This is a genomic window from Sphingobium sp. TA15 (genome assembly GCF_037101235.1).
In the GTDB taxonomy this organism is placed as follows: domain Bacteria; phylum Pseudomonadota; class Alphaproteobacteria; order Sphingomonadales; family Sphingomonadaceae; genus Sphingobium; species Sphingobium indicum.
This window is the reverse complement of the sequence record NZ_AP025355.1, coordinates 438,737-462,821: the sequence shown is the minus strand read 5'-3', so window position 1 is coordinate 462,821 and position 24,085 is coordinate 438,737. Positions and strand designations below refer to the sequence as shown.

The window sequence follows — 24,085 nt, the reverse complement described above, 5'->3', positions numbered from 1 at the left end:
GAAAATGTCGTGAAATGGCCAATAGCAGTCATCAGTTTTCCGTCACCCCGGACTTGATCCGGGGTTCCGCTTTCCTTCTGAGTGCCGCGCCTCGTCCAAGGCAGCGGGACCCCGGATCAAGTCCGGGGTGACGAATAGGGAGAGGGGTGACGAATAGGGGAAGGTCCGCTCTCCACCCAAATCACTCAGTTCGGCAAGTCTTGAATTTGTCCACGCTGCCCAGGCTCCTGCCTTCGCAGGAGCACGGCGAATTCATTTCCGCGCCAACACCGCCTCGAAAGCCGCGACGCCCGCCCGCGGCCCTTCCGGATGGCTCCACACCGCCCCGCTCACCGCCAGGAAATCCGCCCCCGCCTTCACCAGCGGCGCGGCATTATCCGCCGTGATGCCGCCAATGGCGACGCAGGGCAGTTCGAACAGCGCCGTCCACCAGCCCAGGATCGACGGATCGGGCCGATAATGGGTTTCCTTGGTCGTCGTCGGATAAAAGGCCCCGAAGGCGACATAGTCCGCGCCCGCCTCGCCCGCTTCCATCGCCAGATGACGGCTGTCATGGCATGTGACGCCGATCTGCACCGACGGCCCCAGCAACCTGCGCGCTTCCTTCGGATCGCCGTCCCCCTGCCCCAGATGCACCCCATCCGCGCCCAGTCTTTTCGCCAGCGCCATGCTGTCGTTGACGATGAAGGCGACGTCCCGTTCGGCGCAGAGCTTCTGGAGCGGTTCGGCGGCGCGGGCGACGGCGTCTTCGTCCAGCCCCTTCAACCGCAACTGGAACGCCGCGACGCCGCCTCCGTCGAAGGCGGCGGCCAGGCTGTCGGCAAAGTCCGCCCCGATCGCCGGCGGCGAGATCAGGTAAAGCTGGCAGGCCGGACGAAAGCCCTGCTCGAAACGGTCGGCGAAATTCGGATCGAGGGCGAGTTCTTCGTCGGTGAAATCGGTCATGCCCCTCGCCTTAGCCGCTTTTGGACGGATTGGAAAAGAGGGGGGAGCCTATTCCACCCTGCCCACGTTTCCTCCCCATGATCAGGATCGGCTGCTCAGGATGGAATTACCGGGATTGGCGCGGGCGCCTCTACCCGGAGAAGATGGCGGCGAAAAACTGGTTCGCCTTCTACGCCGAACAGTTCGACACGGTGGAGATCAACAACAGCTTCTACCGCCTGCCCAGCCCGGAAACGGTCGACAAATGGCGCGAACAGGCGCCCAGCGGCTTCTGCTATGCGGCCAAGGCGAACCGCTATCTGACGCAGATGAAGAAGCTCAGGGATTGCGAGGAGCCGCTGGAAAGGATGATGGCGTCCTTCGCCCATTTCGGCGACAGCCTTGGGCCTGTCCTCTATCAACTGCCGCCGCATTTCACGCTGGACCTGCCCCGGCTGGAGGATTTCCTGCGCATCGCCCCGCGCCATCCGGTTCCGGTCTTCGAATTCCGCCACCCAAGCTGGTATGTGGACGAGGTCTACGCCCTGCTGGAGCGCCAAGGCGCCGCCTTTTGCGTCCACGACATGCCCGGCTCGGCCAGTCCCCGGCTGGCCGTCGGCACGACCGCCTATGTCCGCTTCCACGGCACGACCGGCAAATATCGCGGCAGCTATTCCCGCGAAAGGCTGGAGGACTGGGCCGAATGGATGAAGGCGCAGAACCGCGAAGGCCGGACCGTCTGGGCCTATTTCAACAATGATTATAACGCGCAGGCCATCACCGACGCGCGCATCCTGAGGGAAGCCATCGGAAGCGGGAACTGACCATCCCTCATCGGCCAATAGCGAACGCCAAAATTCCTCCCTATGCGAAGCATGGGGAGGGGGACCGCCGCCGAAGGCGGTGGTGGAGGGGAAATTCGGAGGTCGTGCCCCATTCCCCTCCACCAGCCTGCGGCTGGTCCCCCTCCCCATCTACCGATGGGGAGGAATAGGATAGGTCCGCAACCTACCCAATTTTACGCGAAAATCACGCCATCCGCCGGTCTCCATCCAGCCAGAAGGCGCTTAAGCGGCAATATCCCGATCAAGCCGCCTTCTTGGTCGAAGCCCCATGAATCTCATCGATGGCTTCGCCCAGCGAGGCGTTGAACTCATCGTCGCTCATCTGATGCCGCAGGTCGTTCAGCAGAGCGCGGCTGAAGCTCGCGATGATGCCGCGATTCTTGGCCAGTTCGACGCAGGCTTCGGAGCGGGAGAAGCCGCCCGACAACGCCACCACGCGCAGCACGCGGGGATGGTCGACCAGCGGGTCGAACAGGCCCGCCTTCACCGGCAGCGACAGCTTCAACATCACCTTGTCGTCGCCCGTCATCGCGTCCAGATTCTTGAGGATTTCCTCCAGCAATATCTGGTCGGCCTCGGCGCGTTCCGGGCTCTTGATGTTGACTTCCGGCTCGATGATCGGAACCAGGCCCGCGGCCAGCACCTGCTGCCCGACCTCGAACTGCTGCCTGACGACGGCGGCAATGCCCTCGCGATTGGCGAGGTTGATGACCGAACGCTCCTTGGTGCCGAACACGCCCAGCGCCTTGGCGCGGTGCAGCAGCGTGTCGAGGCCGGGGTTCGGCTTCATCAGTTGCACGCCGTTCGCTTCGTCTTCCAGGCCCTTGTCGATCTTGATGAAGGGCACGACGCCGCGCTCGATCAGCGCCTGCGGAACGGACTTGCCGCCCGCTTCGCCGTCCATGGTGCGCTCGAACAGGATCGCGCCCAGCACCTTCTCGCCCGAAAAGACCGGCGAGGTGATGATGCGGCTGCGCATCGCGTGGATCAGGCCGAACATTTCCTCTTCATTGGTCCAGGCGTCTTCCTCGATGCCATAGCCCTTCAGCGCCTTGGGCGTCGAACCGCCGCTCTGGTCGAGCGCCGCGATGAAGCCGTTGCCGCCCTCGATCTTCGCCTTCATGTCCTCGAACTGCATCTGCACATACCTCTTGGTTGGAAGCGCCGCCCACCCGGCAGCGCGTCTATGGGAGGAACGCCGCGCGCGGCGTCCACGGTCGAGCGGGGCGCGCCACTCTCCAAGGCGCGCTCCGCAATCTTTTCAGGTTTTGCGAGGATTCGGTTCAGGGCGAGGCGAAAATGGTGGTTTTCGAGAACCGGCGCGCAGCGACCTGCAGGTCGTGAGCACCGGAAGCGCAGAAAACCGCCATTTGCAGCCCGCCATGGACCGTATCCTCCAAAACCTAGGCCATCAGCGCTTTCACGCCGGGCAGTTCCTTGCCTTCCATCCACTCCAGGAAAGCGCCGCCAGCGGTCGAGACGAAGCTGAAATCGCCCGCCACGCCCGCATGGTTGAGCGCCGCTACGGTGTCGCCCCCGCCCGCGACGGAGGTCAGCCCGCCTTCCTTGGTGAGCGCCGCCGCCGTCTTCGCCAGCGCCACGGTCGCCTTGTCGAAGGGCGCGATCTCGAACGCGCCGAGCGGGCCGTTCCACACCAAAGTCCGGCAGTTCTTGATCGCATCGCCCAACGCCTCGACGGCGGCGGGACCGACGTCCAGGATCATCTCGTCCTCGGCCACCTCATGCACGTTGCAGGTGCGCAAGGAGGGCGGGTTGGCGGCAAACTCCTTCGCCACGACGACGTCATAGGGCAGATGGATGGTGCAGCCCGCCGCTTCCGCCTTGTCGAAGATCGCCTCGGCCGTCGCGGCCAGATCCTTCTCGCACAGCGACTTGCCGACATCGACGCCGCGCGCGAACAGGAAGGTGTTAGCCATGCCGCCGCCGATGATCAGATGGTCGACCTTCGCGACCAGATTGTTCAGCACGTCGAGCTTGGTCGACACCTTAGCTCCGCCCACGACCGCCGCGACCGGCTTCACCGGCTCGCCCAGCGCGGCCTGGAGCGCGTCCAGTTCCTTCTCCATCGACCGCCCGGCAAAGGCGGGCAGCTTGTGCGCCAGCCCCTCGGTCGAAACATGGGCGCGGTGCGCGGCGGAGAAAGCATCGTTCACATAGAGGTCGCCAATCGCCGCCATCGCTTCCGCCAGCGCGGGATCATTCTTTTCCTCGCCCGCATGGAAGCGCGTATTCTCCAGAATCGCGATGTCGCCGTTGCGCATCACCTTGATGCCGTCCGTCGCCGCTTCGCCCTGGCAATCGGGGATGAACTGCACGTCGCGGCCCAGCACCGCCGTCAGCGGGCGGGTGATCTTCGACAGCGAATATTCCGGGTTCTTCTGCCCCTTGGGACGGCCGAAATGGGCAAGGATCAGCACCTTCGCGCCCCGGTCGGCCAGTTCCAGCACGGTCGGCATGGCGGCGCGCAGGCGGGTGTCGTCCGTCACGGAGCCATCCTGCATCGGCACGTTCAGATCCTCGCGCACCAGCACCACCTTGCCCGTGATGTCCCCCATGTCGTCGAGTGTCTTGAACGGCTTTGCCATGATCGCTCCCTGTAATGCGTGGAATTGGATGAAAAACCCCGCCGGATCGGTCCGGCGGGGTTATGTCGTTTAGAGGAACTTCGCCACGACGCCGCTGGTGTCGATCATGCGGTTCGAAAAGCCCCATTCATTGTCGTACCAGCTCAGCACGCGGACCAGCGTGCCGTCGATCACGGCCGTTTCCAGGCTGTCGACGGTCGAGCTGCGCGCATCGCCATTATAGTCGATGGACACCAGCGGCTCGTCCGAATAGCCCAATATGCCCTTGAGCGGCCCGGCTTCCGAAGCGGCCTTCAGCAGTTCGTTGACTTCCTGGACGCTGGTCGAACGCTTGGCGATGAACTTCAGGTCGACGACCGAGACGTTCGGGGTCGGCACGCGCACCGAGGAACCGTCCAGCTTGCCCTTCAGTTCCGGCATCACCTCGCCCACGGCGCGGGCGGCGCCGGTGGTCGTCGGGATCATCGACACGGCGGCGGCGCGGGCGCGGCGCATGTCCTTGTGCAACTGGTCCAGCGTGTTCTGGTCGTTGGTGTAGCTGTGGATCGTGGTCATGAAGCCCTTTTCGATGCCCAGGGCGTCGTGCAGGACTTTCGCGAGCGGCGCGAGGCAGTTGGTGGTGCAGCTCGCGTTGGAGATCACCACGTCGTCGGCGCTCAGCGTCTCATGGTTGACGCCGAACACCACGGTCTTGTCGACGCCGGTCGCGGGGGCGGAGATGATGACGCGCTTGGCCCCGGCGGTCAGGTGCGCGCTGGCCTTCGCCTTGTCGGCGAAGATGCCGGTGCATTCCAGCGCGATTTCCACGCCCTGCGCGGCATGCGGCAGCTTGGAGGGGTCGCGCTCCGCCGTGACGGCGATGCGCTTGCCGTTGATGATCAGCGCGTCGCCGTCGACGCTGACTTCACCGCCCCAGTTGCCGTGGACGCTGTCGCGCTTGAACAGCAGGGCATTGGACTTGGCGTCGCCCAGGTCGTTGATGCTCACCAGTTCCAGATCATGGTCGGTCCGCGACAGGATCGCGCGCGCCACCAGACGGCCGATACGGCCGAAACCGTTGATTGCTACCTTCGTTGCCACTGCACTTGTCTCCCGGTTGGTTGAATTTCAGTCGAGCGCGGCCACGATGCGCGGCGCGATCTTGGCGGCCGTCAGGCCGAAATGATCGTAAAGAACGTCCGCCGGAGCCGAGGCGCCGAACGTGTCGATGCCGAAGCGCAGCCCGGCGATGCCGACATAACGCTCCCACCCGAAAGGGGTGCCTGCCTCAATCGAAGCGCGCAGGACATGGTGCGGAAGGAGATCGTCCTTATAGGCCTGCGGCTGCGCATCGAAATGCGCCCAGCTGGGCATGGAGACGACATCCGCGCCGATGCCCTGCTCCTCCAGCAGCGCGGCGGTGGCGACGGCGATCTCGACCTCGGAGCCGGTGGCGACCAGCACCACCTTGCGCTCTGCGGTCGCGGCCTTCAGCCGATAGGCGCCCCTGGCCGACAGATTCTCGCCCGCCTTCTCGGTGCGCAACTGCGGCAGGTTCTGCCGGGTCAGCGCCAGCACCGACGGCCCAGTCGCGTCCTTCAGCGCCAGTTCCCAGCATTCCGCCGTCTCGACGATGTCCGCCGGGCGATAGACGTCCAGGTTCGGGATCATGCGCAGCGACATGACATGCTCGACCGGCTGGTGGGTCGGGCCGTCCTCGCCCAGGCCGATGGAGTCATGGGTCAGCACATGGATGACCCGCGCCTGCTGGAGCGCGGCCAGGCGGATGCCGCCGCGCATATAGTCCGAAAACACCAGGAAGGTGCCGCCATAGGGAATGACGCCGCCATGCAGCGCCATGCCGTTCATCGCGCAGGCCATGCCGAATTCGCGAATGCCGTAATAGACGTAGCGGCCCGAATAATCGTCCTTCGTCAGCGGCCCGGTCGACTTGGTCTTGGTGTTGTTGGATCCGGTCAGGTCCGCCGAACCGCCCAGCGTCTCTGGCAGCAGGTCGTTGATCGCGCCCAGCGCCAGTTCGCTCGCCCTGCGGGTCGCGACCTTCTGCGGATTGGCGATCAGCGTGTCGATATAGGCGTCGAGCGAGAAACCGGCGGGCAGTTCGCCGGCCATGCGCCGCTCGAATTCCGCCTTCTGCGCGTTGGCGCCAAGACGATCCGCCCAGGCGGCATGCGCGTCGCCGCCCTTGGCGCCGATGGCCTTCCAGGCAGCGGCGATGTCTTCGGGAATGACGAAGGGCTCGGCCGACCAGCCCAGGAATTCGCGCGCCGCAGCCACCTCGGCATCGCCCAGCGCGGACCCATGGACGCCCGAAGTCCCCGCCTTGTTCGGCGCGCCATAGCCGATCTTGGTGGCGCAGGCGACCAGCGACGGGCGCGGATCGGCCAGCGCCTCGTCAATGGCGCGGCGCACATCGGCCACGTCATGCCCGTCGCACGACACCACATGCCAGCCGGTCGCGGCATAGCGCGCCCGCACATCCTCGCTGCTCGACAGGTCGACCGCGCCGTCGATGGTGATCTTGTTGTCGTCCCACAGCACGATCAGGCGGCCGAGGTTAAGATGCCCCGCCAGGCCGATGGCCTCATGGTTGACGCCTTCCATCAGGCAGCCGTCGCCCGCCAGCACCCAGGTGCGGTGATCGACCAGATCGTCGCCGAACTGCGCGTTCAGATGCCGCTCGGCAATCGCCATGCCGACGGCGGTGGCCAGGCCCGAACCCAGCGGCCCGGTGGTCGCCTCCACGCCCGCCAGTTCGAAATTCTCCGGATGCCCGGCGCAGGGGCTGCCCAGTTGCCGGAAATTCGCGATGTCCTCCATGGTCGGGCGCGCATAGCCGGTCAGGTGCAGCAGCGAGTAGATCAGCATCGACCCATGGCCCGCCGACAGCACGAAACGGTCGCGGTCGGCCCATTTCGGCGCCTTCGGATCGAATTTCAGATAGTCCTTGAACAGCACCGTGGCGACGTCCGCCATGCCCATCGGCATGCCCGGATGGCCGCTGTTGGCGGCCTGCACCGCGTCCATGGAAAGCGCCCGTATGGCGTTGGCGAGGGACTTTTCGGAAACGGTCATCGAAGCGGCGTCTTTCCTGGCTTGTCTATGGCCCCCTGTTAAGGCCAGCGAATCGAAATTGCGCCCCCTTTGTCGCCTCAGGGACAAGGCGTCAACCACGGGCGGCCCCCAGGCTGCGCCAAGCCGCCGAATGACGGCTTTTGCGCGGCGAAAACTTTGTCTATGCGTGGAACATGGCAAGTGACCGAATGATGCAGGCCATCCGCACGCTGGAGCGCGCGATCGACCGGCTGGAACAGGATGTGGAAGGCCTTGCGGCCGCGCCTGTCCCCTCTTCCGGCCTCCCAGCCGGCGCCCTGCCCGGCATCGACGCCGCCGCCGCCCGCGCGGCGCTGCGGTCGCTGGACAGTCTCATCACCGAATTGAAGGGGCAGGACGTGAAGGAACGGGCCGGTGGCTGAAACCACATTGCACATCGCCGGGCGCGTCTACGACCTGCGCTGCCGCGACGGGGAGGAGGCGCATCTGGCGCATCTCGCCAATCTGATCGAGCGCAAGGCGCGGCTGGCGCAGCAGAACACGCCGGGGTTGACCGAAGTGCGCACGCTGCTGTTCGCCGCGCTGTTCCTCGCCGACGAACTCAATGACCTCAAGCGCGAGGCGATAGGGCGGCAACAGACGCTGGCGCTGGAGTCCGGGGACGAACCGGCTGCCCGCGCGCTCGAATCCCTCGCCACGCGCATAGAAAAGCTGCGCGAGAGACTTGTCGCAGCTTCGCCCGAAGCCTAGATAGAGAGGCGACGGGCACTGCGCGGTATCGAGCTTTAGCGAACATCCCTGAGGCGATAATCACATCCAAGGGGACTGTCCCTGGGCGGGTTCCGGCCCGATCTACATGGTTCCCACCTGACGTTGAGGCGTCAGAGGATTTTCCAGCACACGGCCGAGGCGGTCCCGTCACCCCCCTCCCGCAATGTCCCTTCGCCAACATAAGGCCCCCGATGAGCGACGACACAGACAAGGCGACCCTGCGTGCCATCGCCCGGCAGAGGCGGCGCGCCTTCGTGGCCTCGCTCGATCCGCTGGCGCACCGGCTGGCGTTCAAGGTGATCCCCTCCCCCCTCGCCAGGCGGCTGGCGGACGCCCAGGTGGTGGCGCTTTACATGGGGCTGGACGACGAAGCCCCGGCCCAGCGGCTCGCCGCCCCCTTGCAGGCCATGGGCAAGACGCTGGCCCTGCCCCGCGTGCTCGATCGCCTCGGCAGCATGGATTTTCTGAGCTGGCGGCCGGAGGACCGGCTTTTCCCCGGCCTGTTCGGCACCAGCCATCCTGAACCGACCGGCGATCCGGTGACGCCCGACGTCATCGTCGCCCCGCTGATCGGCTTCGACCGGGCGATGAACCGGCTGGGCCAGGGGGGCGGCTATTACGACCGGGTCTTCGCCCGCTATCCCGACGCGCTGCGCTTGGGGCTGGCCTGGTCGGTGCAGGAACATGACGACCTGCCCGCCGATCCGTGGGACTTGCCGCTCAATCTGATCCTGACCGAAGTCGAACTGATCGAAGGATATGAGGCATGAGCATCGATCCCCGTCCCACCTACAGGCCAAGCTGGCGCAAGCCCGTGGGCATGTTCATGATCCTGGGCCTGATCGCGCTGTGGGCGGTGCTGGTGGGAAGCCTGTCGGGGCTGATCGGACGATTGCCGATGGTTGCGCAGGTGCCGGTCTACGTCTTTCTCGGCCTGATCTGGATATGGATATTGCCGTTGAAGCGCCTCCTGTCCTGGATGGAGACCGGGCGCTGGCGGGGTTTTTAGGCATTTCGGGTGGTTAGCGGACATTCCCCCTCCCGCGAGCGGGAGGGGGAATGTTTTTGGATTGGCCAGTTGCGGTCATTGCCCCACCGTCACCCCGGACTTGATCCGGGGTCCCGCTGCCTTGGGCCGGGCGCGGACTCAGAAAGAAAGCGGGACCCCGGGTCAAGCCCGGGGTGACGAATAGGGAAACCTCCGCTCTCCACCCAAAATCATTCAGCCCGGCAATCCTCGCCTCCATCACCCAAAGGCCCCGCCGACCCATCGGGAACCATCCGTGGCCAAACGGCCACAACATCCTCGAAAACCATCCTATTTCTCCAACAGCCCCGAAATTTGGCCTGTCCTACTGCCCGCCGACCCGCCTATCCTTTCCGCCTCTTTGAAATGTCCGACACGCAACGCCTACGCGCGCCCGGGCACGCGCGCGCATACACTGTGAACTTCGGCGAAAAATGACGCAAATCAGCCATTATCGAAGGACGCAGGGCAAGCGCCGCGTCCAACAGCATCGTCACTCGATCCGGGGGAGAATGGCGCGAGTGACGGGGCTCGAACCCGCGACCTCCGGCGTGACAGGCCGGCGCTCTAACCAACTGAGCTACACCCGCGCAGGGCGGCATCTTGGCGTGGCCCATGCAGGCCACCAGACGATGCTGATCTGGAAAACCATCCACCTCCTTCCTTTCAAGGAAAGTGGCGCGAGTGACGGGGCTCGAACCCGCGACCTCCGGCGTGACAGGCCGGCGCTCTAACCAACTGAGCTACACCCGCGTTCGGTGTGGGCGGGCATCTATGCGGCCCCGTTCCCCCTGTCAACCGCCTGCGACATCAGTTTCGCGGCTTTCGTCATTTTCTTTGCGCGGGTCGACCGTCAACGTGCCGCGCTCGAACAGGAAACCCGCTATGTCGGGCGTTCCGGCGGCCGACACGACCGTCTGGATGATGATCAGCAACGGCACGCCCAGCAAGGCGCCCGGCGTTCCCCACACCCATCCCCAGAAGGTCAGCGACACCAGGATCAGCAGCGGATTCATGGTCAGCCGCCGTCCCAATATCGTCGGCGTCACGACATTGGCCTCCACCAGGTGGAAACCGACCTGCAAGGCGGCGGGGAGCAGCGCCCTCCACACGTCGTCGAACACCATCAGGCCGCCCAGCGCCAGCAGGGCCGCGGCCAGCATCGGCCCGAAATAGGGCACGAAATTCAGCAGCGCGACGATGCCGCCCCACATCAGCGGGGACGGCATGCCGATCAGCCACAGGGCGAAGGCGACCGCCAGCCCCAGGCACAGGTTGATCGTCGCGATGGTGAGGACATAGGCGGATGTCGCGTCCACCACATTCTGGATCACCCGCGCCACCGCCATCGCGCCGTCGAAGCTGCCCCGGCTGTTGATCGTCCGCCGCCGCAGCCGCGTCCAGCCGGCCAGGAAGAAATAGATGATGAGCAGCGCGAACACCATCTGGATGATCGCCGCCGGGGCGGATGTGGCCGCGAACTGCAGCAGCGACCGGGGCGCGTCCACCGCCGCCGTCTGCGCCGCCGCCACCGGCCCGGTCGCCAGCATCTGCACCGTTTCGTCGACGAAACGCTGAAGCTGCGAATAGAAATCGATCAGCGGCGCAAGGTTGTTCTGAATCTTGGGCAGGCGTTCGGGCAGCAGCCGGAACCAGTCGGCGGCCGGGACGACGATCAGCACCAGGGCCGTGTTCGCCACCAGCAGGAAGGCGATCACCGCCGTCAGCGCGGCCAGAGGCGAAGGCACGCTCCGCCGCTCCATCCACTCCAGGAAGGGCACCAGCGCAATGGCGATCACCAGCGCTGCGGTCAGCGGCAGGAAGAACTCGGCGCCCTCCCTCAAGGCGAAGGGCAGCGCCAGGATCAGCCCGACGCCGGTCGTCAGCGCGATCGACGCCAGCAAGCGGTCCCGCCGCCGGTTGATCTCCTGCTGTTCCTGGGGTGTCACGCCTGAAATATCCTCGCCCGCCGCCCTTTTTCTGCACGGGCGGCGCCCGCCCGTCAATTTCGGCCCGATAATTTACATCAGCGGATCAGGCGGATAGCAAGGGAAACAAGGTCTTAACCAAATCTTCGGCACCTGCCGCCACATTGGCCGGGCAACAGCTTGGGGGACTGGGATGAAATCGGGGGCTTGGCTGGTCGCCCTGGCCTGCATGGCGGCGCCGCAGCTTGCCTGGGCACGGCAGGAAATCCGGCTGGAACGGCAGATGTTCGTGGAGCGGGTCAGCACCGACATCAACGGCCGCGCCCGCCGCGTGCTGGAAAGCGCCGGCCGGGCGGAATCGGGCGACCAGCTCATCTTCGTCGTCAACTGGCGCAATGCGGGCAACCGCCCGATCCGCAACCTGGCCGTCACCAACGCCGTCCCGCGTGGCGCTCAGCCAGACCTCACCGATCCCGCCATGCAGGTGTCGGTCGACGGCGGCGCACGATGGGGCCGCCTCTCCGACCTATGGCTGCCGACGGCGCTGGGCGGCACCCGCCGCGCAGTCCCCGCCGACATCACCCATATCCGCTGGACCGTCCCCGACGAAATATCCCCCGGCGAAAGCGGCCGCCTCAGTTACCGCGCCACGGTACGTTGAGAGCGCAAATTAATCCTCCCTACGCGCAGCATGGGGAGGAATGGGATACCGCCTCTCAATCCGCAAACAATAGAACCGGCGTCTCCAATAACTTCCGCACCGCCTGGACGAAGCTCGCCGCATCCCATCCATCCACCACCCGATGGTCGCAACTGATCGACAGGTTCATGAGCTTGGCGGGCACCACCTCCTTCCCCCGGAAGACAGGCCGCTCGACGATGCGGTTCGGGCCGATGATCGCGACTTCCGGCCGGTTGATCACCGGCGTCGTCGCCACCCCGCCCAGCGGCCCCAGCGACGTCAGCGTCAGCGTGGAGCCGGACAGCTCGTCCGACCTGGCCTTGCCCGCGCGAACGGCGTCGGCCAGCCGCTTGATCTCCGCCGCGAGCTGCCAGACATTGCGGTCCTGCGCGTCGCGGATCACCGGCACCATCAGCCCCGCGTCGGTCTGGGTCGCGATGCCCATATGCACCGCGCCATGGCGCGTCACCACCCCCGCCTCATCGTCATAGCGCGCGTTCAGCATGGGGAAATCCGGCAGCGCGCGGCAGATCGCCACGATCAGCAGCGGCAGCAGAGTCAGCTTCGGCTTGTCGCCGCGATGGGCGTTCAACTGCTCGCGCATTTCCTCCAGCGCGGTGACGTCGATCTCCTCCACATAGGAGAAATGCGGGATGGCGCGTTTGGAGGCGGCCATATTCTCCGCGATGCGGCGGCGCAGGCCGATGACCTTGACCTCCTCGTCCGCCCGCCTGGCCGATCGGCCTGCGGGCCGGTAGCCCTGACCCGCCCCATAAAGCAGAAAGGCATCCAGATCGGAATGGCGGATATGATCGCCGCTGGGCTTCACCTGGGCAAGATCGATCCCCAATTGCTTCGCCCGCGCCCGAACGGCGGGGGAAGCCAGCACTTCTCCCTTCTCTCTCAAAGACGGGTCGGGGGTAGCTTCCGGCGGGGCCGGCTGTTCTTCAAAGGTCGGGGCAAGCTCGCTTCGCTCGCCACCCACCCCCGGCCCCTCCCTGGAAGGGAGGGGAGAAGTGGGAGCAGGCGTCTCCCCTTCCCTCTCCGTCTCGATCTCCACCAGCATCGATCCGATGGCGATCTGCTGCCCCGGCTCGCCCGCCAGCCGGACCACGGTGCCCGCGACCGGCGATTCCATCTCCACCGTCGCCTTGTCGGTCATCATGTCGGCGATCGGCTGGTCCTCCTCGACCCGGTCGCCGACCTTCACGTGCCAGCCGACGATCTCCGCTTCCGCGATGCCTTCGCCGATGTCCGGCAACCTGAACGTAAAAAGCGCCATGACAGCCCCTCAATCCTTCAAAATCTTGTTGATCGCCTCGCGGATGCGCACCGGGCCGGGGAAATAGGCCCATTCCAGGCTGTGCGGATAGGGCGTGTCGAAGCCGGTCACGCGCTCGATCGGCGCTTCGAGATGGTAGAAGCACCGCTCCTGCACCAGGGCGGAAAGTTCCGCGCCGAAACCGCTCGTCCGCGTCGCCTCATGCACGATCATGCAGCGCCCGGTCTTGCGCACCGACCGCTCTATGGCCTCGATGTCCAGCGGCACCAGCGTGCGCAGGTCCAGGATTTCCGCATCCACGCCCATTTCGGCCACGCTGTTCTCTACCACATGCACCATCGTGCCATAGCAGAGCACGGTCAGCGCCTCGCCCGCCCGCGCCACCCGCGCCTCGCCCAGCGGAATGCGGTAATGGCCGGTCGGCACCTGCGCATGCGCATGCCCCGCCCAGCTTCGCGCCGGCGTGTCGTAATGGCCGTCGAACGGCCCGTTATAGATGCGCTTGGGTTCGAAGAAGATGACCGGATCATTATCTTCTATGGCCGCGATCAACAGGCCCTTGGCGTCATAGGGGGTCGAGGGGATCACCGTCTTCACGCCCGACACATGGGTGAAGATGCCCTCGGGCGACTGGCTGTGCGTCTGTCCGCCGAAAATGCCGCCGCCAAAGGGCGAGCGCACCGTCATGGGCGAGATGAACTCCCCCGCGGAGCGATAGCGAAGCCGCGCCGCTTCCGACACGAGCTGGTCCAGCGCGGGATAGATATAGTCGGCGAACTGGATCTCCGGCACCGGCCTCAGGCCATAGGCGCCCATGCCCACCGCGACGCCGATGATGCCGCATTCGGTGATGGGCGTGTCGAACACGCGGTTCTTGCCATATTTCTGCTGCAAGCCCGCCGTGGCGCGGAAGACGCCGCCGAAATAGCCGACATCCTCGCCCATCACGACCACGGCGGGGTCGCGCCCCATCATCACGTCCAGCGCGCTGTTGATCGCCTGGATCATGTTCATCTGCACCGTGTCGCCGTGGGTTTCCGTCGCCGCTTCGCTCATCATGTCGCTCACAGGCCGGCTGCCTTCCATTCGTCGAGCATTTTCTGCTGCTGCTCGCGCAGGTGCCAGGGCATTTCCTCGAACACGTCCTCGAACATCGATTCCATCGGATGGTGCAGGCCATGGCCCAGAATGCCGTTCTTCTCCGCCTCCCGCGCCGCGTCGCGGACCATTTCGGCCAGTTCCCTGTCCATCGCCGCGTGCCGCTCCTCGTCCCAGATGCCGAGCGCGATGCAATGCTTCCTGAGCCGCGCAATGGGGTCGCCCAGCGGCCAGTGGCTCGCCTCGTCGGCGGAGCGATAGGCGCCGGGATCGTCCGACGTGCTGTGCCCCTCGACCCGATAGGTGAAATGTTCGATCAGGGTCGGGCCTGCATTGGCCCGCGCCCGGTCCGCGGCCCAGCGCGTCGCGGCATAGACCGCCAGCGCATCGTTGCCGTCGACCCTGAGGCCTGCAATGCCATAGCCAATGGCCCTCGCCGCGAAGGTCGTCGCCTCCGCCCCCGCAAAGCCCGAAAAGCTGCTGATCGCCCACTGGTTGTTCACGACATTCATGATGACCGGCGCGCGATAGACGCTGGCGAAGGTGCAGGCCGAATGGAAGTCGCCCTCCGCCGTGGATCCTTCCCCGCACCAGGTCGCCGCGATCCGCGTGTCGCCCCGCGCCGCGCTGGCCATGGCCCAGCCCACGGCCTGCGGATATTGGGTGGTGAGGTTGCCGGAAATGGAGAAGAACCCCGCGTCCCGCGCCGAATACATGATGGGAAGCTGGCGCCCCTTCAGCCTGTCGCCCTTGTTCGAATAGATCTGGTTCATCATGTCGACGATGGGCCAGCCACGGGCGATCAATATGCCCTGCTGGCGATAGCTGGGAAAGCACATGTCATCGCTCGCCAGCGCCGCGGCGGCGCCGATCGACACGGCCTCCTCGCCCGTCGACTTCATGTAGAAGCTGGTCTTGCCCTGCCGCTGGGCGCGGAACATGCGCGCGTCGAACGCCCGCGTCAGCGCCATGTTGCGAAGCATCTTGAGCAGCATTTCCGGCGGCAGCTTGGGATCCCAGGGGCCGACCGCAGCCCCCTCCTCATCCAGCACCCGAACCAGCCCATAGGCGAGGTCGCGCATCCCGGCAGGCTGCGCCGTCTCGTCCGGCCGCGCCTGCGCACCGGCGGGCGGAATGTCGAAGTCGCTGAAATCGGCGCTGTCGCCAGGCCTGAATTTCGGCTCCGGCACATGCAGCCGGAGCGGCGGCAGATTACGCCCTGCCTCCTCCCTTCCAGCGTCCGAATCGATCCGGTCGCTCATCCTGCCTCCTTTTGTGCATTGCAATAATATTGCTCAGTGCAATTATTATATTACAACACCCGCAAAGGCAAGCCTTGCTGACCCATCTGGCCGCGTCTCGTCCTCCGCTAGACGGCGACGGGGGCGGCGATATGCCTTTGCGGCGCGTAATCGGCCACTTCGAAATCCTCGATCCGATAATCGAAAATGCTCGAAGGGCGGCGGTTGATCCGCAATTTTGGGCTGCCCGACGGAATTCGGCCGATCTGCTCCTCCACCAGTTCGGCGTGGTTGAGGTAGAGATGCACGTCCCCGCCCTGCCAGACGATCTCGCCGGCCTCCAGATCGCATTGCTGCGCCAGCATCCGGGTGATCATCGACAGGCCGAATATATTGAAGGCGAAGCCCAGCCCCAGGTCGCAGCTCCGCTGGAACAGCAGCCCGTTCAGCCGCCCGTTCGCCACCTGGAACTGATAGGTCATGTGACAGGGCGGCAGCGCCATGCGCGATACTTCCGCCACGTTCCAGCCAGTGAACAGCAAGCGCCGCGAGCCGGGGCTGGTCCGAATTGCCTCGACCAGATCGGCAATCTGGTTATGTCCCTGCGCCGCCCGGCGGTAGAGGCCGTCCCCGACCTCCTCATAGCGCGGCCAGTTCACCCATTGCGCGCCATAGACCGGCCCCAGATCGCCCCAGCGCGCCGCGAAGGCCTGATCCTCGACGATCCGCGCCTCGAACGCGTCGCGGTCGATTTCCTCGCCCGTGGCCTTGCGGTAACTGTCCAGCGGCCAGTCGGTCCAGATATGCACGCCCTGCCGCACCAGTTCGCGGATGTTGGTGTCGCCGGTCAGGAACCACAGCATCTCCCGCGCGGCAACCTTCCAATAGACCCGCTTGGTGGTGAGCAGCGGCACCGCGTCGTCGGCCAGCGAAAAGCGCATCGTCGCGCCCAATATCGACCGCGTGCCCACGCCCGTCCGGTCGATCCGCTCATCCCCATGCAGCCAGATGTGCCGCATCAGGTCCAGATATTGCTGCTCATAATGGGGCGGAGAGGATGCCATGCGGACACTTTCATGATTCTGGCGGGCTGCCCCCTCCTGTAGCGAAGCGGCCCGCCGACGCCAAATGCTGCGAAACGGACAAGATTGGCTGCCGCTTCCTCCGAAAGGGACCAGCCTTCCCCTACCGCCCGGGCGGCGCAGGGCCATTCTGCGACGCATGCCGCAACCCGCCTCCCTGAACCTTCTCGTCCTGGACGACGAATGGCGGCCGCTTCACCGGCTGCGCGCCGATCAGGACTGGCGCGACACCGTGAACGCGCTGCTGCGGTGGGAGAGCCGTTGGCTGGCGATCGAGCAGCAGCGGCCCGACAGCCCCCTTCCGCGCTGGGCCGACATCCGGCTGACCCGGACCCTCTCGAAACGCCTGCGCCCGATCGAGATCGCGCTGGCGGACCATGTGATTCACGGGCGAAAGGGGCGTTTCAGCTTCCGCCAGGCGGGGCTTTTATGAACCGCCCAAAAAAAACCGCAACGGCCGCTTGCCAGCCGGAAAAGCCACCTCTATAGGCTGCGGCCTGCCCAGCGGGCCCGCCTCGAAACGGACCCGCTATCGGTCGGGGAGTAGCTCAGCCTGGTAGAGCACTGTCTTCGGGAGGCAGGGGCCGGAGGTTCGAATCCTCTCTCCCCGACCATCATATTTGTCGGAAAATCCATGGTTTTCGCGACAGCATGCTTCCACGGCAAAACCCATGAAAAATCCGCCGACGATCGAGATGGACGAATTCGACCGGAAGATCGTCGCCGCCCTCATAGAGGACGGCCGCATGACGGTCACCGACCTGGCCCAGGCGGTGGGCCTGTCCAAGACGCCCTGCCAGGTCCGCCTGCGCCGCCTCATCGAAACGGGGGTGATCCGGGGATTTCGGGCGATCGTCGATCCGGCGAAGCTGGGCATGGACCATGTCGCCTTCGCCGAGGTGAAGCTGTCCGACACGCGCGAAAAGGCGCTGGACGAGTTCAACGCCGCCGTCCGCCGCATTCCCGAGGTCGAGGAATGCCATATGATCGCCAGCAGCTTCGATTATCTGCTGAAGGTGAGGACGGCCGACATCCGCCGTTACCGCGCCGTGCTGGGGGAGAAGATCTCCAGCCTGCCCCATGTCGCCAGCACCTCCACCTATGTCGCGATGGAAACCGTGCTGGACGCGAGCGGCCATCCCCGCGCCAAGAGCCGTAATTGACGCGATCCGAAAAGACGATGGAGGATTTTGCTTAGTATCGGGCGAGCTTCCCGTTACCATTACGCTCATGGAACCGAGAAGCTCTAGGCGGCAGCGCAACGCCCCGACCATCAACGATGTCGCGAAACATGCGGGCGTTTCGCCCATGACCGTGTCCCGCGTGATCAACGGCGAACAGATCGTCCGAAGCGCCACAAAGGAAAAGGTGGAAGCGGCCATCGCCGCGCTCAACTATTCGCCCAGCGCCGCCGCGCGCAGCCTGGCGGGCGGGGACGAAACCCGCATCGGCCTGCTCTACAGCAACCCTTCGGCTTCCTATCTGAGCGAATTCCTGGTCGGCAGCCTGGACCAGGCCAGCCGCAGCGGCGTCGACCTGGTGGTGGAGAAATGGGATGAGGAAACCGCCGTCGGCACGGTGGTCGACCATCTGTTGCGCGGCCGGATCAACGGCGTCATCCTGCCGCCGCCGCTGTGCGACCACCAGGCGATGAAGGACGCGCTGAAGGCGGCGGACCTGGTCGCCGTCGCGGTCGCCACCGGGGAGGCGCCCGCCGACATGTCGGCGGTCAGCATCGACGACCATGCCGCCGCGCTGGCGATGACGCGCCATCTGATCGCGCTGGGTCATCGCCGCATCGGCTTCATCAAGGGTCATCCGAACCAGAGCGCCAGCCAGCGCCGGTTGGAGGGCTATGGCGACGCGCTGGCGGAAGCGGGCATCGCGCCGGACGAGACGCTGGTCGAACAGGGCTATTTCACCTATCGATCCGGGCTGGACGCGGCGGAGCGAATCCTGGCGCTGCCCAAGCCGCCGACCGCGATCTTCGCCAGCAATGACGACATGGCGGCGGCGGCCGTCGCCATTGCCCATCGCAGCGGGCTGGACGTGCCGGGCGACCTGACCGTATGCGGCTTCGACGACACGTCGCTGGCGACCACGATCTGGCCCGAATTGACGACCATCCGCCAGCCGATCAGCGCCATGTCGCGCGCCGCCGTCGAGTTGCTGGTGCGGCAGATCAAGGCGCGCAAGGGCAAGTCGGAGGAAAAGCCGTCGCATCTGCTGCTGGATTACGAATTGATCCGGCGGCAATCCGACGCCGTTCCGCATTGACGGCTTTCCGCCGATAAGGAGACAGATGGCCTGGGAGGGGCCAGCTCCATCGTCGAGTGATCCGCCAGGGGCGGCGGGACTGTGCTCCTGCCTTCGCAGGAGCACAGGGAAGCGGCGTTGGGCTTGGCTTAGCCGGCCTGGTCCTATTCCCCGAACACCCGGCGGAATATCGTGTCGACCTGGCGGAAGTGATAATCGAGGTTGAACTTCTCGTCGATCTGCTCGGCCGTGAGCGCCGCCGCGACGTCCGGATCGGCCTTGAGCAATTCCATCAGCGATAGCTGGCCGTCCGATTCCCAGACCTTCATCGCGTTGCGCTGGACATAGCGGTAGCTGTCCTCTCGCGAGACGCCCGCCTGGGTCAGCGCCAGCAGCACCCGCTGCGAATGGACCAGGCCGCCCATCTTGTCGAGATTCTTCATCATCCGCTCAGGGTAGACGAGCAGCTTGTCGATGACCCCCGTCAGGCGCCCCAGCGCGAAGTCAAGCGTGATGGTGGCGTCGGGGCCGATATAGCGCTCCACCGACGAATGGCTGATGTCGCGCTCGTGCCAGAGCGCCACATTCTCCATCGCCGGCAGCGCATAGCTGCGCACCATGCGGGCAAGGCCGGTCAGGTTCTCGGTCAGCACCGGGTTGCGCTTGTGCGGCATGGCGGAACTACCCTTCTGGCCGGGCGAGAAATATTCCTCCGCCTCCAGCACCTCGGTGCGCTGGAGGTGGCGGACCTCGACGGCCAGCCGCTCGATGGACGAGGCAATGACGCCCAGGGTGGCGAAGAACATCGCATGCCGGTCTCGCGGGATGACCTGGGTCGACACCGGCTCGACGGCGAGGCCCAGCTTTTCGGCGACATGCTCCTCGACGCGGGGGTCGATATTGGCGAAGGTGCCGACCGCGCCGGAAATGGCGCAGGTCGCGACTTCGGCGCGGGCGGCGATCAGGCGCGCCTTGCAACGGCTGAACTCCGCATAGGCCTCCGCCATTTTCAGGCCGAACGTCACAGGCTCGGCATGGATGCCGTGGCTGCGGCCGATGGTCGGGGTCAGCTTATGCTCATAGGCGCGGCGCTTGATGACCTCCAGCAGCTTGTCGAGGTCGTCGATCAACAGGTCGGCGGCGCGGCTCAACTGCACGGCAAGGCAGGTGTCCAGCACGTCGCTGGACGTCATGCCCTGGTGCATGAAGCGGGCTTCGTCGCCCACCTGTTCGGCTACCCAGGTCAGGAAGGCGATGACGTCATGCTTGGTCACCGCCTCGATGGCGTCGATGGCGGGCACGTCGATGGCGGGCTCGGTCGCCCACCAGTCCCACAGCGCCTTGGCGGCGGATGGCGGCACCACGCCCAGTTCGCCCAGCTTTTCGGTCGCATGCGCCTCGATCTCGAACCATATCCTGAAGCGGGCTTCCGGCTCCCAGAGGGCGGTCATTTGCGGGCGGGCGTAACGGGGGACCATCGGGCGAATCCTGCGTGCATGAGTTGAATGTCGCTGCGCCGCCTAGCAGCACCGCCTTTGCGGGGCAAATCGCCGGAAAAACCCGCCGCTTTTCCGTGCTTCGTCCCATTAATCGCAGCATCGGTCGCCAAGCTGAACCGAATCGGAAGATGAGTGGAGAGGGATGAACAAAAAGTCAGGAACGGCATGTTTTATTTGGCTATTATCGCCGTGAAAGTTCGCCCGATCGGTTCCTTGGAGCAGATGATGATCCGCGCATTTCTTCTGACGAGCGCCCTTTTGACAGCGACGCCCGCCCTGGCGCAGGCGGGGGCGGCCGCCCCGCAGGAGTCCGCTCCCGCCTCGCCGCAGGGGAACCAGGCCCAGCCCGCCACCTCAGGGGATGCGGTCGCGTCCATCGTCGACACCGAATTTCCGGCCTATGACCAGAATCATGACGGCCAACTCGACAAGGCGGAATTTTCGCGCTGGATGGTGGCGTTAAAGGACCAGGAACTGAAGGCGACGGGCAAATCCCTCGCGCCCGCGGAGGTGACCGCCTGGGCCGATGGCGCATTCGTCACCGCAGATGCCGACAAGAGCGCAACGGTCAGCAAGCCGGAACTGATCGCCTATCTGAGCGGCGGCGCGGCTTAGGAATTCTCCGCCCGAGCGGAGAAAGAACCCTGGAAGGGTCGCATCATGGGGCGGCATGGAGCGAAGGCCATGCCGCCTCTTTTTTCGCCTTTCGGGAGCGTCAGCCCCGTTTCTTGTTTGCGTAGAGCAAGGCCGCGACGATGGCGGCAGATCCGATGCCGACGGCCGTTCCCATCCAGACGGCCTTGCCCGCCGATTTGCGGGCCGCGGAGGCCATGTCGGACGTCTCGTTGGTGGAGACGGGGGTTGCGGCACCGCGTTCGGGCGCTTCTTCGGTCGGCTTCGTCATGGTGATTCCCGATATGCAACAAAGCGTCCGCGCAGAAAAGGCGGATGTGGCGAAAATCCGCTGGAGGGGCTTTCGACCTGACCGAACCGGACCGCCGCTCCGTTTTTCCTTGCCTTCCGCGATTTCCTGGACTGCGTGGACAAATTCGAAAATGTCGGGAAATGGCCAATAGCAGCCACTAAATCCTCCCTGCGCGCAGCGTGGGGAGGGGGACCGCTCGCGAAGCGAGGGGTGGAGGGGAAATGGCGCGACCTGCGCATTTTCCCCTCCACCAGCCTTCGGCCGGTCCCCCTCCCCATCTATCGATGGGGAGGATTAAGAACGTCCGCTCTCCACTCAAATCACTCAGTCCGGCGAGTCTTGAATTTGTCCACGCTGCCTGGCCAGCGATCGGCCCTAATGAGCGGGCAGCGGCTGGTGCGCTTCCCCCCAGCCGCGCAAGTCTCGCGAGGAGGCGCGGTCGAGCAGGAGGGCGGCGTCCTTCACCGTGAAGTGCGCCGCGCTCTCGATCCCGTCCAACTCTTCCCAGGTGACGGGGGCGGCGACGGACGCAAGCTCGCGGGCGCGCACCACATAGGGCAGCACCGCCGTGGCGCCGCGCTGGTTGCGCAGCCAGTCGATGAAGATGCGGCCCTTGCGCTTCGCCTTGCTCATCGTCGCGGTGAAGCGATCCGGTTCCTGGGCGGCGAGGGCACGGGCGAAGCGGTCAGCGAAATCCTTGACCTCCGGCCATTGCGCCTGCGGCGTCAGCGGCACGACGACGTGGATGCCCTTGCCGCCCGACAGCATGGCGAAGCTGGCAAGGCCCATATCCTCCAGCGCCCGGCGGATGTCCCGCGCCGCCTTCTTCACATCCTCGAAGTCCAGCCCTTCGTCCGGATCGAGGTCGAAGATCATGCGATCCGGCCGCTCGACATCCGCGACGCCCGAACCCCAGCCGTGAAATTCGATCGCCCCCATCTGGACGCAGGCCAACAGGCCATCGCTATCCTCTATATAAAGATAATCCTCCTCATTCCCCTCCTTCTCGCGGATCGGGACATGTTTGACATGGTCGCCGAAACTGCCGCTGTCATGCTTCTGGAAAAAGCATTTCTTCGCGCGGCCCTGCGGACAGCGGACCAGGCTGATCGGCCGACGGGCTATCCAGGGCAGCATCGCCGCGCCCATGCGGGCGTAATATTCGGCAAGCTCGCCCTTGGTGATCTTCGCCTCCGGGAAGATCAGGCGGTCGGGATTGCTGATCTGGATCGAACTTTGGGCTTCAGGCGTCGGCATGGCTTCCTCGCGTCGCACCTCCCTGGCCGCCTTGTCCTCGCGCAGGCCCAGGAAGCTGGCATGGCGGACGATATTTTCCGCCGTGAATTCGGCAAAGGCGATTTCCGCGACCAGATCGGGGCGAACCCATTGGGCGCCCCGGCTTTCGCTGCGCGGCACGCTGAGCGCGGCGGTCTTGCGCCCCCGCTTGCCGAGCGCCGCGACCAGCCCGGCGCTGTTGGCCGCGTTGAAGCCCGTGCCGACCTTTCCCGCATAGACCAGCCCCTCCCCCTCCCGCTGGCCGAGCAGCAGGTTGCGGATGGAGCGCCCGCTGGCGCCGCTCAGGGTCCAGCCGACGATGACGAATTCCTGGCGGCGGGTGCATTTGACCTTCAGCCAATTCTTCGTGCGCGCGCCGCGATAGGGGGCGTCGGCGCGCTTTGAAATGATCCCCTCCTGCCCCGCGCCGCACATGGCCTGGAACAGCCTTTCCCCCGCCCCGACGACATGGTCCCCGACATGGACATGCGCGGCACCTTCGCCCAACAGGGCGGCCAGCTTTTCCTTCCGGCCGATATTGGGCATGGCGGTCAGATCCTGCCCGTCCAGTTGGAGCAGGTCGAAGGCGAACAGGTGCAGCGCCGCCTTCCCCTCCCCCTTCAACAGCTGCTGGAGCGTGGAGAAATCCGGATTTCCATCGCTGCCGAGCGCGACGACCTCCCCATCGATCAGGGCGCCGGGCAGGTTCATCGCCGCGATTTCGGCGGGGAGGGGCGCGAAGCGATCCGTCCAGTCGAGGCCGGACCGCGTGAAAATCCTGACCTTCCCGCCCGATGCCGAAACCAGGCAGCGATAGCCGTCATATTTGATCTCGTGCATCCAGCCATTGCCCGTGGGCACGGCGTCGACCAGGGTCGCCAGTTGCGGCGGCTGGAAGGGCGGCGGGCGGTCCGATCCCGCCCTGGCGCGCCTCTTCGCCGGGACGGCCCGGTCGGCCTGCGCCATCGCCGCGTCGAAGGCCTTTCCCTTCTTCCCCTTCAGCGAAATGGCCGGCGCGCCCGCCGCGATTTCCGCCATGGTGCGGCCGCTCCTGATGCTTGTCAGATTGCGGGCGATAAGATCGTCAGCGCTGCCGGCATGGGCATCCTCGATCTTGCGCAGCAGCCAGTTTTCCCTCTTTTCCCGACCTCGCGGCTTCAGCCGGATCAGCAGCCATTCGCCGCGCATCCGCTCGCCGTGCAGGATGAAGTGGAGATGCCCTTTCTCAAGGTCGCTCGCGCTCTTGCCGGGGACCGGCTCCCAGGTGCCCTCGTCCCAGAGCATGACCGTGCCACCGCCATATTCGCCCTTGGGGATCGTCCCCTCGAACGTCGCATAGGACAGCGGGTGATCCTCGGTTCGGACGGCCAGCCGCTTGTCCGCGGGATCGATGCTGGGCCCTCGCGTCACCGCCCAGCTCTTAAGCACGCCGTCCATTTCCAGGCGGAAATCGTAATGCAGGCGGGTCGCGTCATGCTTCTGCACGATGAAGCCATTGCCCTGCCTGCGGCCGCGCCTGCCCGCCGGTTCGCGAGTCCGGCTGAAATCGCGCTTGCGGTTATAGGCGCTGAGCGGATCGGCATCGGCCAT

The 24,085-nt window shown here is 65.4% G+C and carries 23 protein-coding genes and 3 tRNA genes; 11 read left to right on the top strand and 15 right to left on the bottom strand.

Annotated features, from left to right (window positions below; all coding sequences use genetic code 11):
• Positions 1 to 252 precede the first annotated feature (252 nt).
• Positions 253 to 945 (bottom strand): thiamine phosphate synthase, encoded by a 693-nt coding sequence (thiE, locus tag Sj15T_RS02400; RefSeq protein WP_013039715.1) that lies wholly within the window; start codon positions 943 to 945, stop codon positions 253 to 255.
• 143 nt (positions 946 to 1,088) lie between these two features.
• Here thiE and Sj15T_RS02395 point away from each other — a divergent pair, with 143 nt between their 5' ends.
• Positions 1,089 to 1,748 (top strand): DUF72 domain-containing protein, encoded by a 660-nt coding sequence (locus Sj15T_RS02395; protein WP_253720697.1) that lies wholly within the window; start codon positions 1,089 to 1,091, stop codon positions 1,746 to 1,748.
• Between the two features lie 262 nt (positions 1,749 to 2,010).
• Here the strand turns inward: Sj15T_RS02395 and Sj15T_RS02390 are convergent, their stop codons facing one another.
• The 4 genes from Sj15T_RS02390 to tkt all read right to left on the bottom strand — a co-directional run bounded on the left by Sj15T_RS02390 (position 2,011) and on the right by tkt (position 7,450).
• A complete protein-coding gene (locus Sj15T_RS02390) occupies positions 2,011 to 2,907 on the bottom strand; it encodes a fructose bisphosphate aldolase (RefSeq protein WP_041385797.1) in 897 nt (298 codons plus the stop codon).
• A gap of 265 nt (positions 2,908 to 3,172) precedes the next feature.
• Complete coding sequence (locus Sj15T_RS02385; protein ID WP_013039711.1) at positions 3,173 to 4,375, bottom strand: phosphoglycerate kinase; 1,203 nt, start codon at positions 4,373 to 4,375, stop codon at positions 3,173 to 3,175.
• Positions 4,376 to 4,444: 69 nt separating this feature from the next.
• The gene (gene gap / locus Sj15T_RS02380) at positions 4,445 to 5,455 is read right to left on the bottom strand and encodes a type I glyceraldehyde-3-phosphate dehydrogenase (RefSeq protein ID WP_007683536.1); all 1,011 of its coding nucleotides are present in this window, start codon (positions 5,453 to 5,455) and stop codon (positions 4,445 to 4,447) included.
• A gap of 27 nt (positions 5,456 to 5,482) precedes the next feature.
• Positions 5,483 to 7,450, bottom strand: coding sequence for a transketolase (gene tkt / locus Sj15T_RS02375; protein WP_013039710.1), 1,968 nt, complete (start codon positions 7,448 to 7,450; stop codon positions 5,483 to 5,485).
• A 188-nt stretch (positions 7,451 to 7,638) separates the two neighbouring features.
• On the opposite strand from tkt, the gene Sj15T_RS02370 reads away from it, so the two are divergent.
• From Sj15T_RS02370 to Sj15T_RS02355, 4 genes are all read left to right on the top strand, one after another.
• On the top strand, positions 7,639 to 7,851 hold the full coding sequence (locus Sj15T_RS02370) for a hypothetical protein (RefSeq protein ID WP_013039709.1): 213 nt from the start codon (positions 7,639 to 7,641) through the stop codon (positions 7,849 to 7,851).
• The gene (locus Sj15T_RS02365) at positions 7,844 to 8,179 is read left to right on the top strand and encodes a cell division protein ZapA (protein ID WP_007683530.1); all 336 of its coding nucleotides are present in this window, start codon (positions 7,844 to 7,846) and stop codon (positions 8,177 to 8,179) included. Before Sj15T_RS02370 ends, Sj15T_RS02365 begins: the two co-directional genes overlap by 8 nt.
• A 212-nt stretch (positions 8,180 to 8,391) precedes the next feature.
• Positions 8,392 to 8,970, top strand: a complete 579-nt coding sequence (locus tag Sj15T_RS02360) for a 5-formyltetrahydrofolate cyclo-ligase (protein WP_013039708.1) — start codon at positions 8,392 to 8,394, stop codon at positions 8,968 to 8,970.
• A complete protein-coding gene (locus Sj15T_RS02355) occupies positions 8,967 to 9,209 on the top strand; it encodes a DUF2842 domain-containing protein (protein WP_007683526.1) in 243 nt (80 codons plus the stop codon). Before Sj15T_RS02360 ends, Sj15T_RS02355 begins: the two co-directional genes overlap by 4 nt.
• 531 nt (positions 9,210 to 9,740) lie before the next feature.
• On the opposite strand, the gene Sj15T_RS02350 is transcribed toward Sj15T_RS02355, so the two are convergent.
• The 3 genes from Sj15T_RS02350 to Sj15T_RS02340 all read right to left on the bottom strand — a co-directional run bounded on the left by Sj15T_RS02350 (position 9,741) and on the right by Sj15T_RS02340 (position 11,176).
• Positions 9,741 to 9,817: transfer RNA gene (locus tag Sj15T_RS02350), tRNA-Asp, on the bottom strand.
• 86 nt (positions 9,818 to 9,903) lie between these two features.
• Positions 9,904 to 9,980 (bottom strand) — tRNA-Asp (locus tag Sj15T_RS02345).
• Between the two features lie 41 nt (positions 9,981 to 10,021).
• A complete protein-coding gene (locus Sj15T_RS02340; protein WP_007683523.1) occupies positions 10,022 to 11,176 on the bottom strand; it encodes an AI-2E family transporter in 1,155 nt (384 codons plus the stop codon).
• A gap of 172 nt (positions 11,177 to 11,348) precedes the next feature.
• Here Sj15T_RS02340 and Sj15T_RS02335 point away from each other — a divergent pair, with 172 nt between their 5' ends.
• Positions 11,349 to 11,816, top strand: coding sequence for a hypothetical protein (locus Sj15T_RS02335; RefSeq protein ID WP_013039706.1), 468 nt, complete (start codon positions 11,349 to 11,351; stop codon positions 11,814 to 11,816).
• Between the two features lie 55 nt (positions 11,817 to 11,871).
• Here Sj15T_RS02335 and Sj15T_RS02330 read toward each other — a convergent pair whose 3' ends face one another.
• The 4 genes from Sj15T_RS02330 to thyA all read right to left on the bottom strand — a co-directional run bounded on the left by Sj15T_RS02330 (position 11,872) and on the right by thyA (position 16,522).
• Complete coding sequence (locus Sj15T_RS02330; protein WP_013039705.1) at positions 11,872 to 13,119, bottom strand: dihydrolipoamide acetyltransferase family protein; 1,248 nt, start codon at positions 13,117 to 13,119, stop codon at positions 11,872 to 11,874.
• A 9-nt stretch (positions 13,120 to 13,128) separates the two neighbouring features.
• The gene (locus Sj15T_RS02325; protein ID WP_148225585.1) at positions 13,129 to 14,133 is read right to left on the bottom strand and encodes an alpha-ketoacid dehydrogenase subunit beta; all 1,005 of its coding nucleotides are present in this window, start codon (positions 14,131 to 14,133) and stop codon (positions 13,129 to 13,131) included.
• Positions 14,134 to 14,183: 50 nt separating this feature from the next.
• Positions 14,184 to 15,479, bottom strand: coding sequence for a 3-methyl-2-oxobutanoate dehydrogenase (2-methylpropanoyl-transferring) subunit alpha (locus Sj15T_RS02320; protein ID WP_007683515.1), 1,296 nt, complete (start codon positions 15,477 to 15,479; stop codon positions 14,184 to 14,186).
• A 107-nt stretch (positions 15,480 to 15,586) separates the two neighbouring features.
• Positions 15,587 to 16,522 (bottom strand): thymidylate synthase, encoded by a 936-nt coding sequence (gene thyA, locus Sj15T_RS02315; RefSeq protein ID WP_007683513.1) that lies wholly within the window; start codon positions 16,520 to 16,522, stop codon positions 15,587 to 15,589.
• A 157-nt stretch (positions 16,523 to 16,679) separates the two neighbouring features.
• Between thyA and Sj15T_RS02310 the strand changes: the two genes are divergently transcribed.
• The 4 genes from Sj15T_RS02310 to Sj15T_RS02295 all read left to right on the top strand — a co-directional run bounded on the left by Sj15T_RS02310 (position 16,680) and on the right by Sj15T_RS02295 (position 18,817).
• Positions 16,680 to 16,973 (top strand): JAB domain-containing protein, encoded by a 294-nt coding sequence (locus Sj15T_RS02310; protein WP_013039703.1) that lies wholly within the window; start codon positions 16,680 to 16,682, stop codon positions 16,971 to 16,973.
• Between the two features lie 104 nt (positions 16,974 to 17,077).
• A tRNA-Pro gene (locus Sj15T_RS02305) sits at positions 17,078 to 17,154 on the top strand.
• Positions 17,155 to 17,211: 57 nt separating this feature from the next.
• A complete protein-coding gene (locus Sj15T_RS02300; protein WP_007683509.1) occupies positions 17,212 to 17,703 on the top strand; it encodes an Lrp/AsnC family transcriptional regulator in 492 nt (163 codons plus the stop codon).
• A gap of 67 nt (positions 17,704 to 17,770) precedes the next feature.
• On the top strand, positions 17,771 to 18,817 hold the full coding sequence (locus tag Sj15T_RS02295; RefSeq protein WP_013039702.1) for a LacI family DNA-binding transcriptional regulator: 1,047 nt from the start codon (positions 17,771 to 17,773) through the stop codon (positions 18,815 to 18,817).
• Positions 18,818 to 18,960: 143 nt separating this feature from the next.
• Here Sj15T_RS02295 and purB read toward each other — a convergent pair whose 3' ends face one another.
• Complete coding sequence (purB, locus tag Sj15T_RS02290) at positions 18,961 to 20,274, bottom strand: adenylosuccinate lyase (protein ID WP_013039701.1); 1,314 nt, start codon at positions 20,272 to 20,274, stop codon at positions 18,961 to 18,963.
• A 246-nt stretch (positions 20,275 to 20,520) separates the two neighbouring features.
• Between purB and Sj15T_RS02285 the strand changes: the two genes are divergently transcribed.
• Complete coding sequence (locus Sj15T_RS02285; protein ID WP_041386302.1) at positions 20,521 to 20,910, top strand: EF-hand domain-containing protein; 390 nt, start codon at positions 20,521 to 20,523, stop codon at positions 20,908 to 20,910.
• Positions 20,911 to 21,010: 100 nt separating this feature from the next.
• Here Sj15T_RS02285 and Sj15T_RS02280 read toward each other — a convergent pair whose 3' ends face one another.
• Together Sj15T_RS02280 and ligD are read right to left on the bottom strand one after the other, a co-directional pair.
• Positions 21,011 to 21,199 (bottom strand): hypothetical protein, encoded by a 189-nt coding sequence (locus Sj15T_RS02280; protein ID WP_013039699.1) that lies wholly within the window; start codon positions 21,197 to 21,199, stop codon positions 21,011 to 21,013.
• 396 nt (positions 21,200 to 21,595) lie between these two features.
• Positions 21,596 to 24,085: a DNA ligase D gene (gene ligD, locus Sj15T_RS02275; RefSeq protein ID WP_013039697.1), complete on the bottom strand. Its 2,490-nt coding sequence runs from the start codon at positions 24,083 to 24,085 to the stop codon at positions 21,596 to 21,598.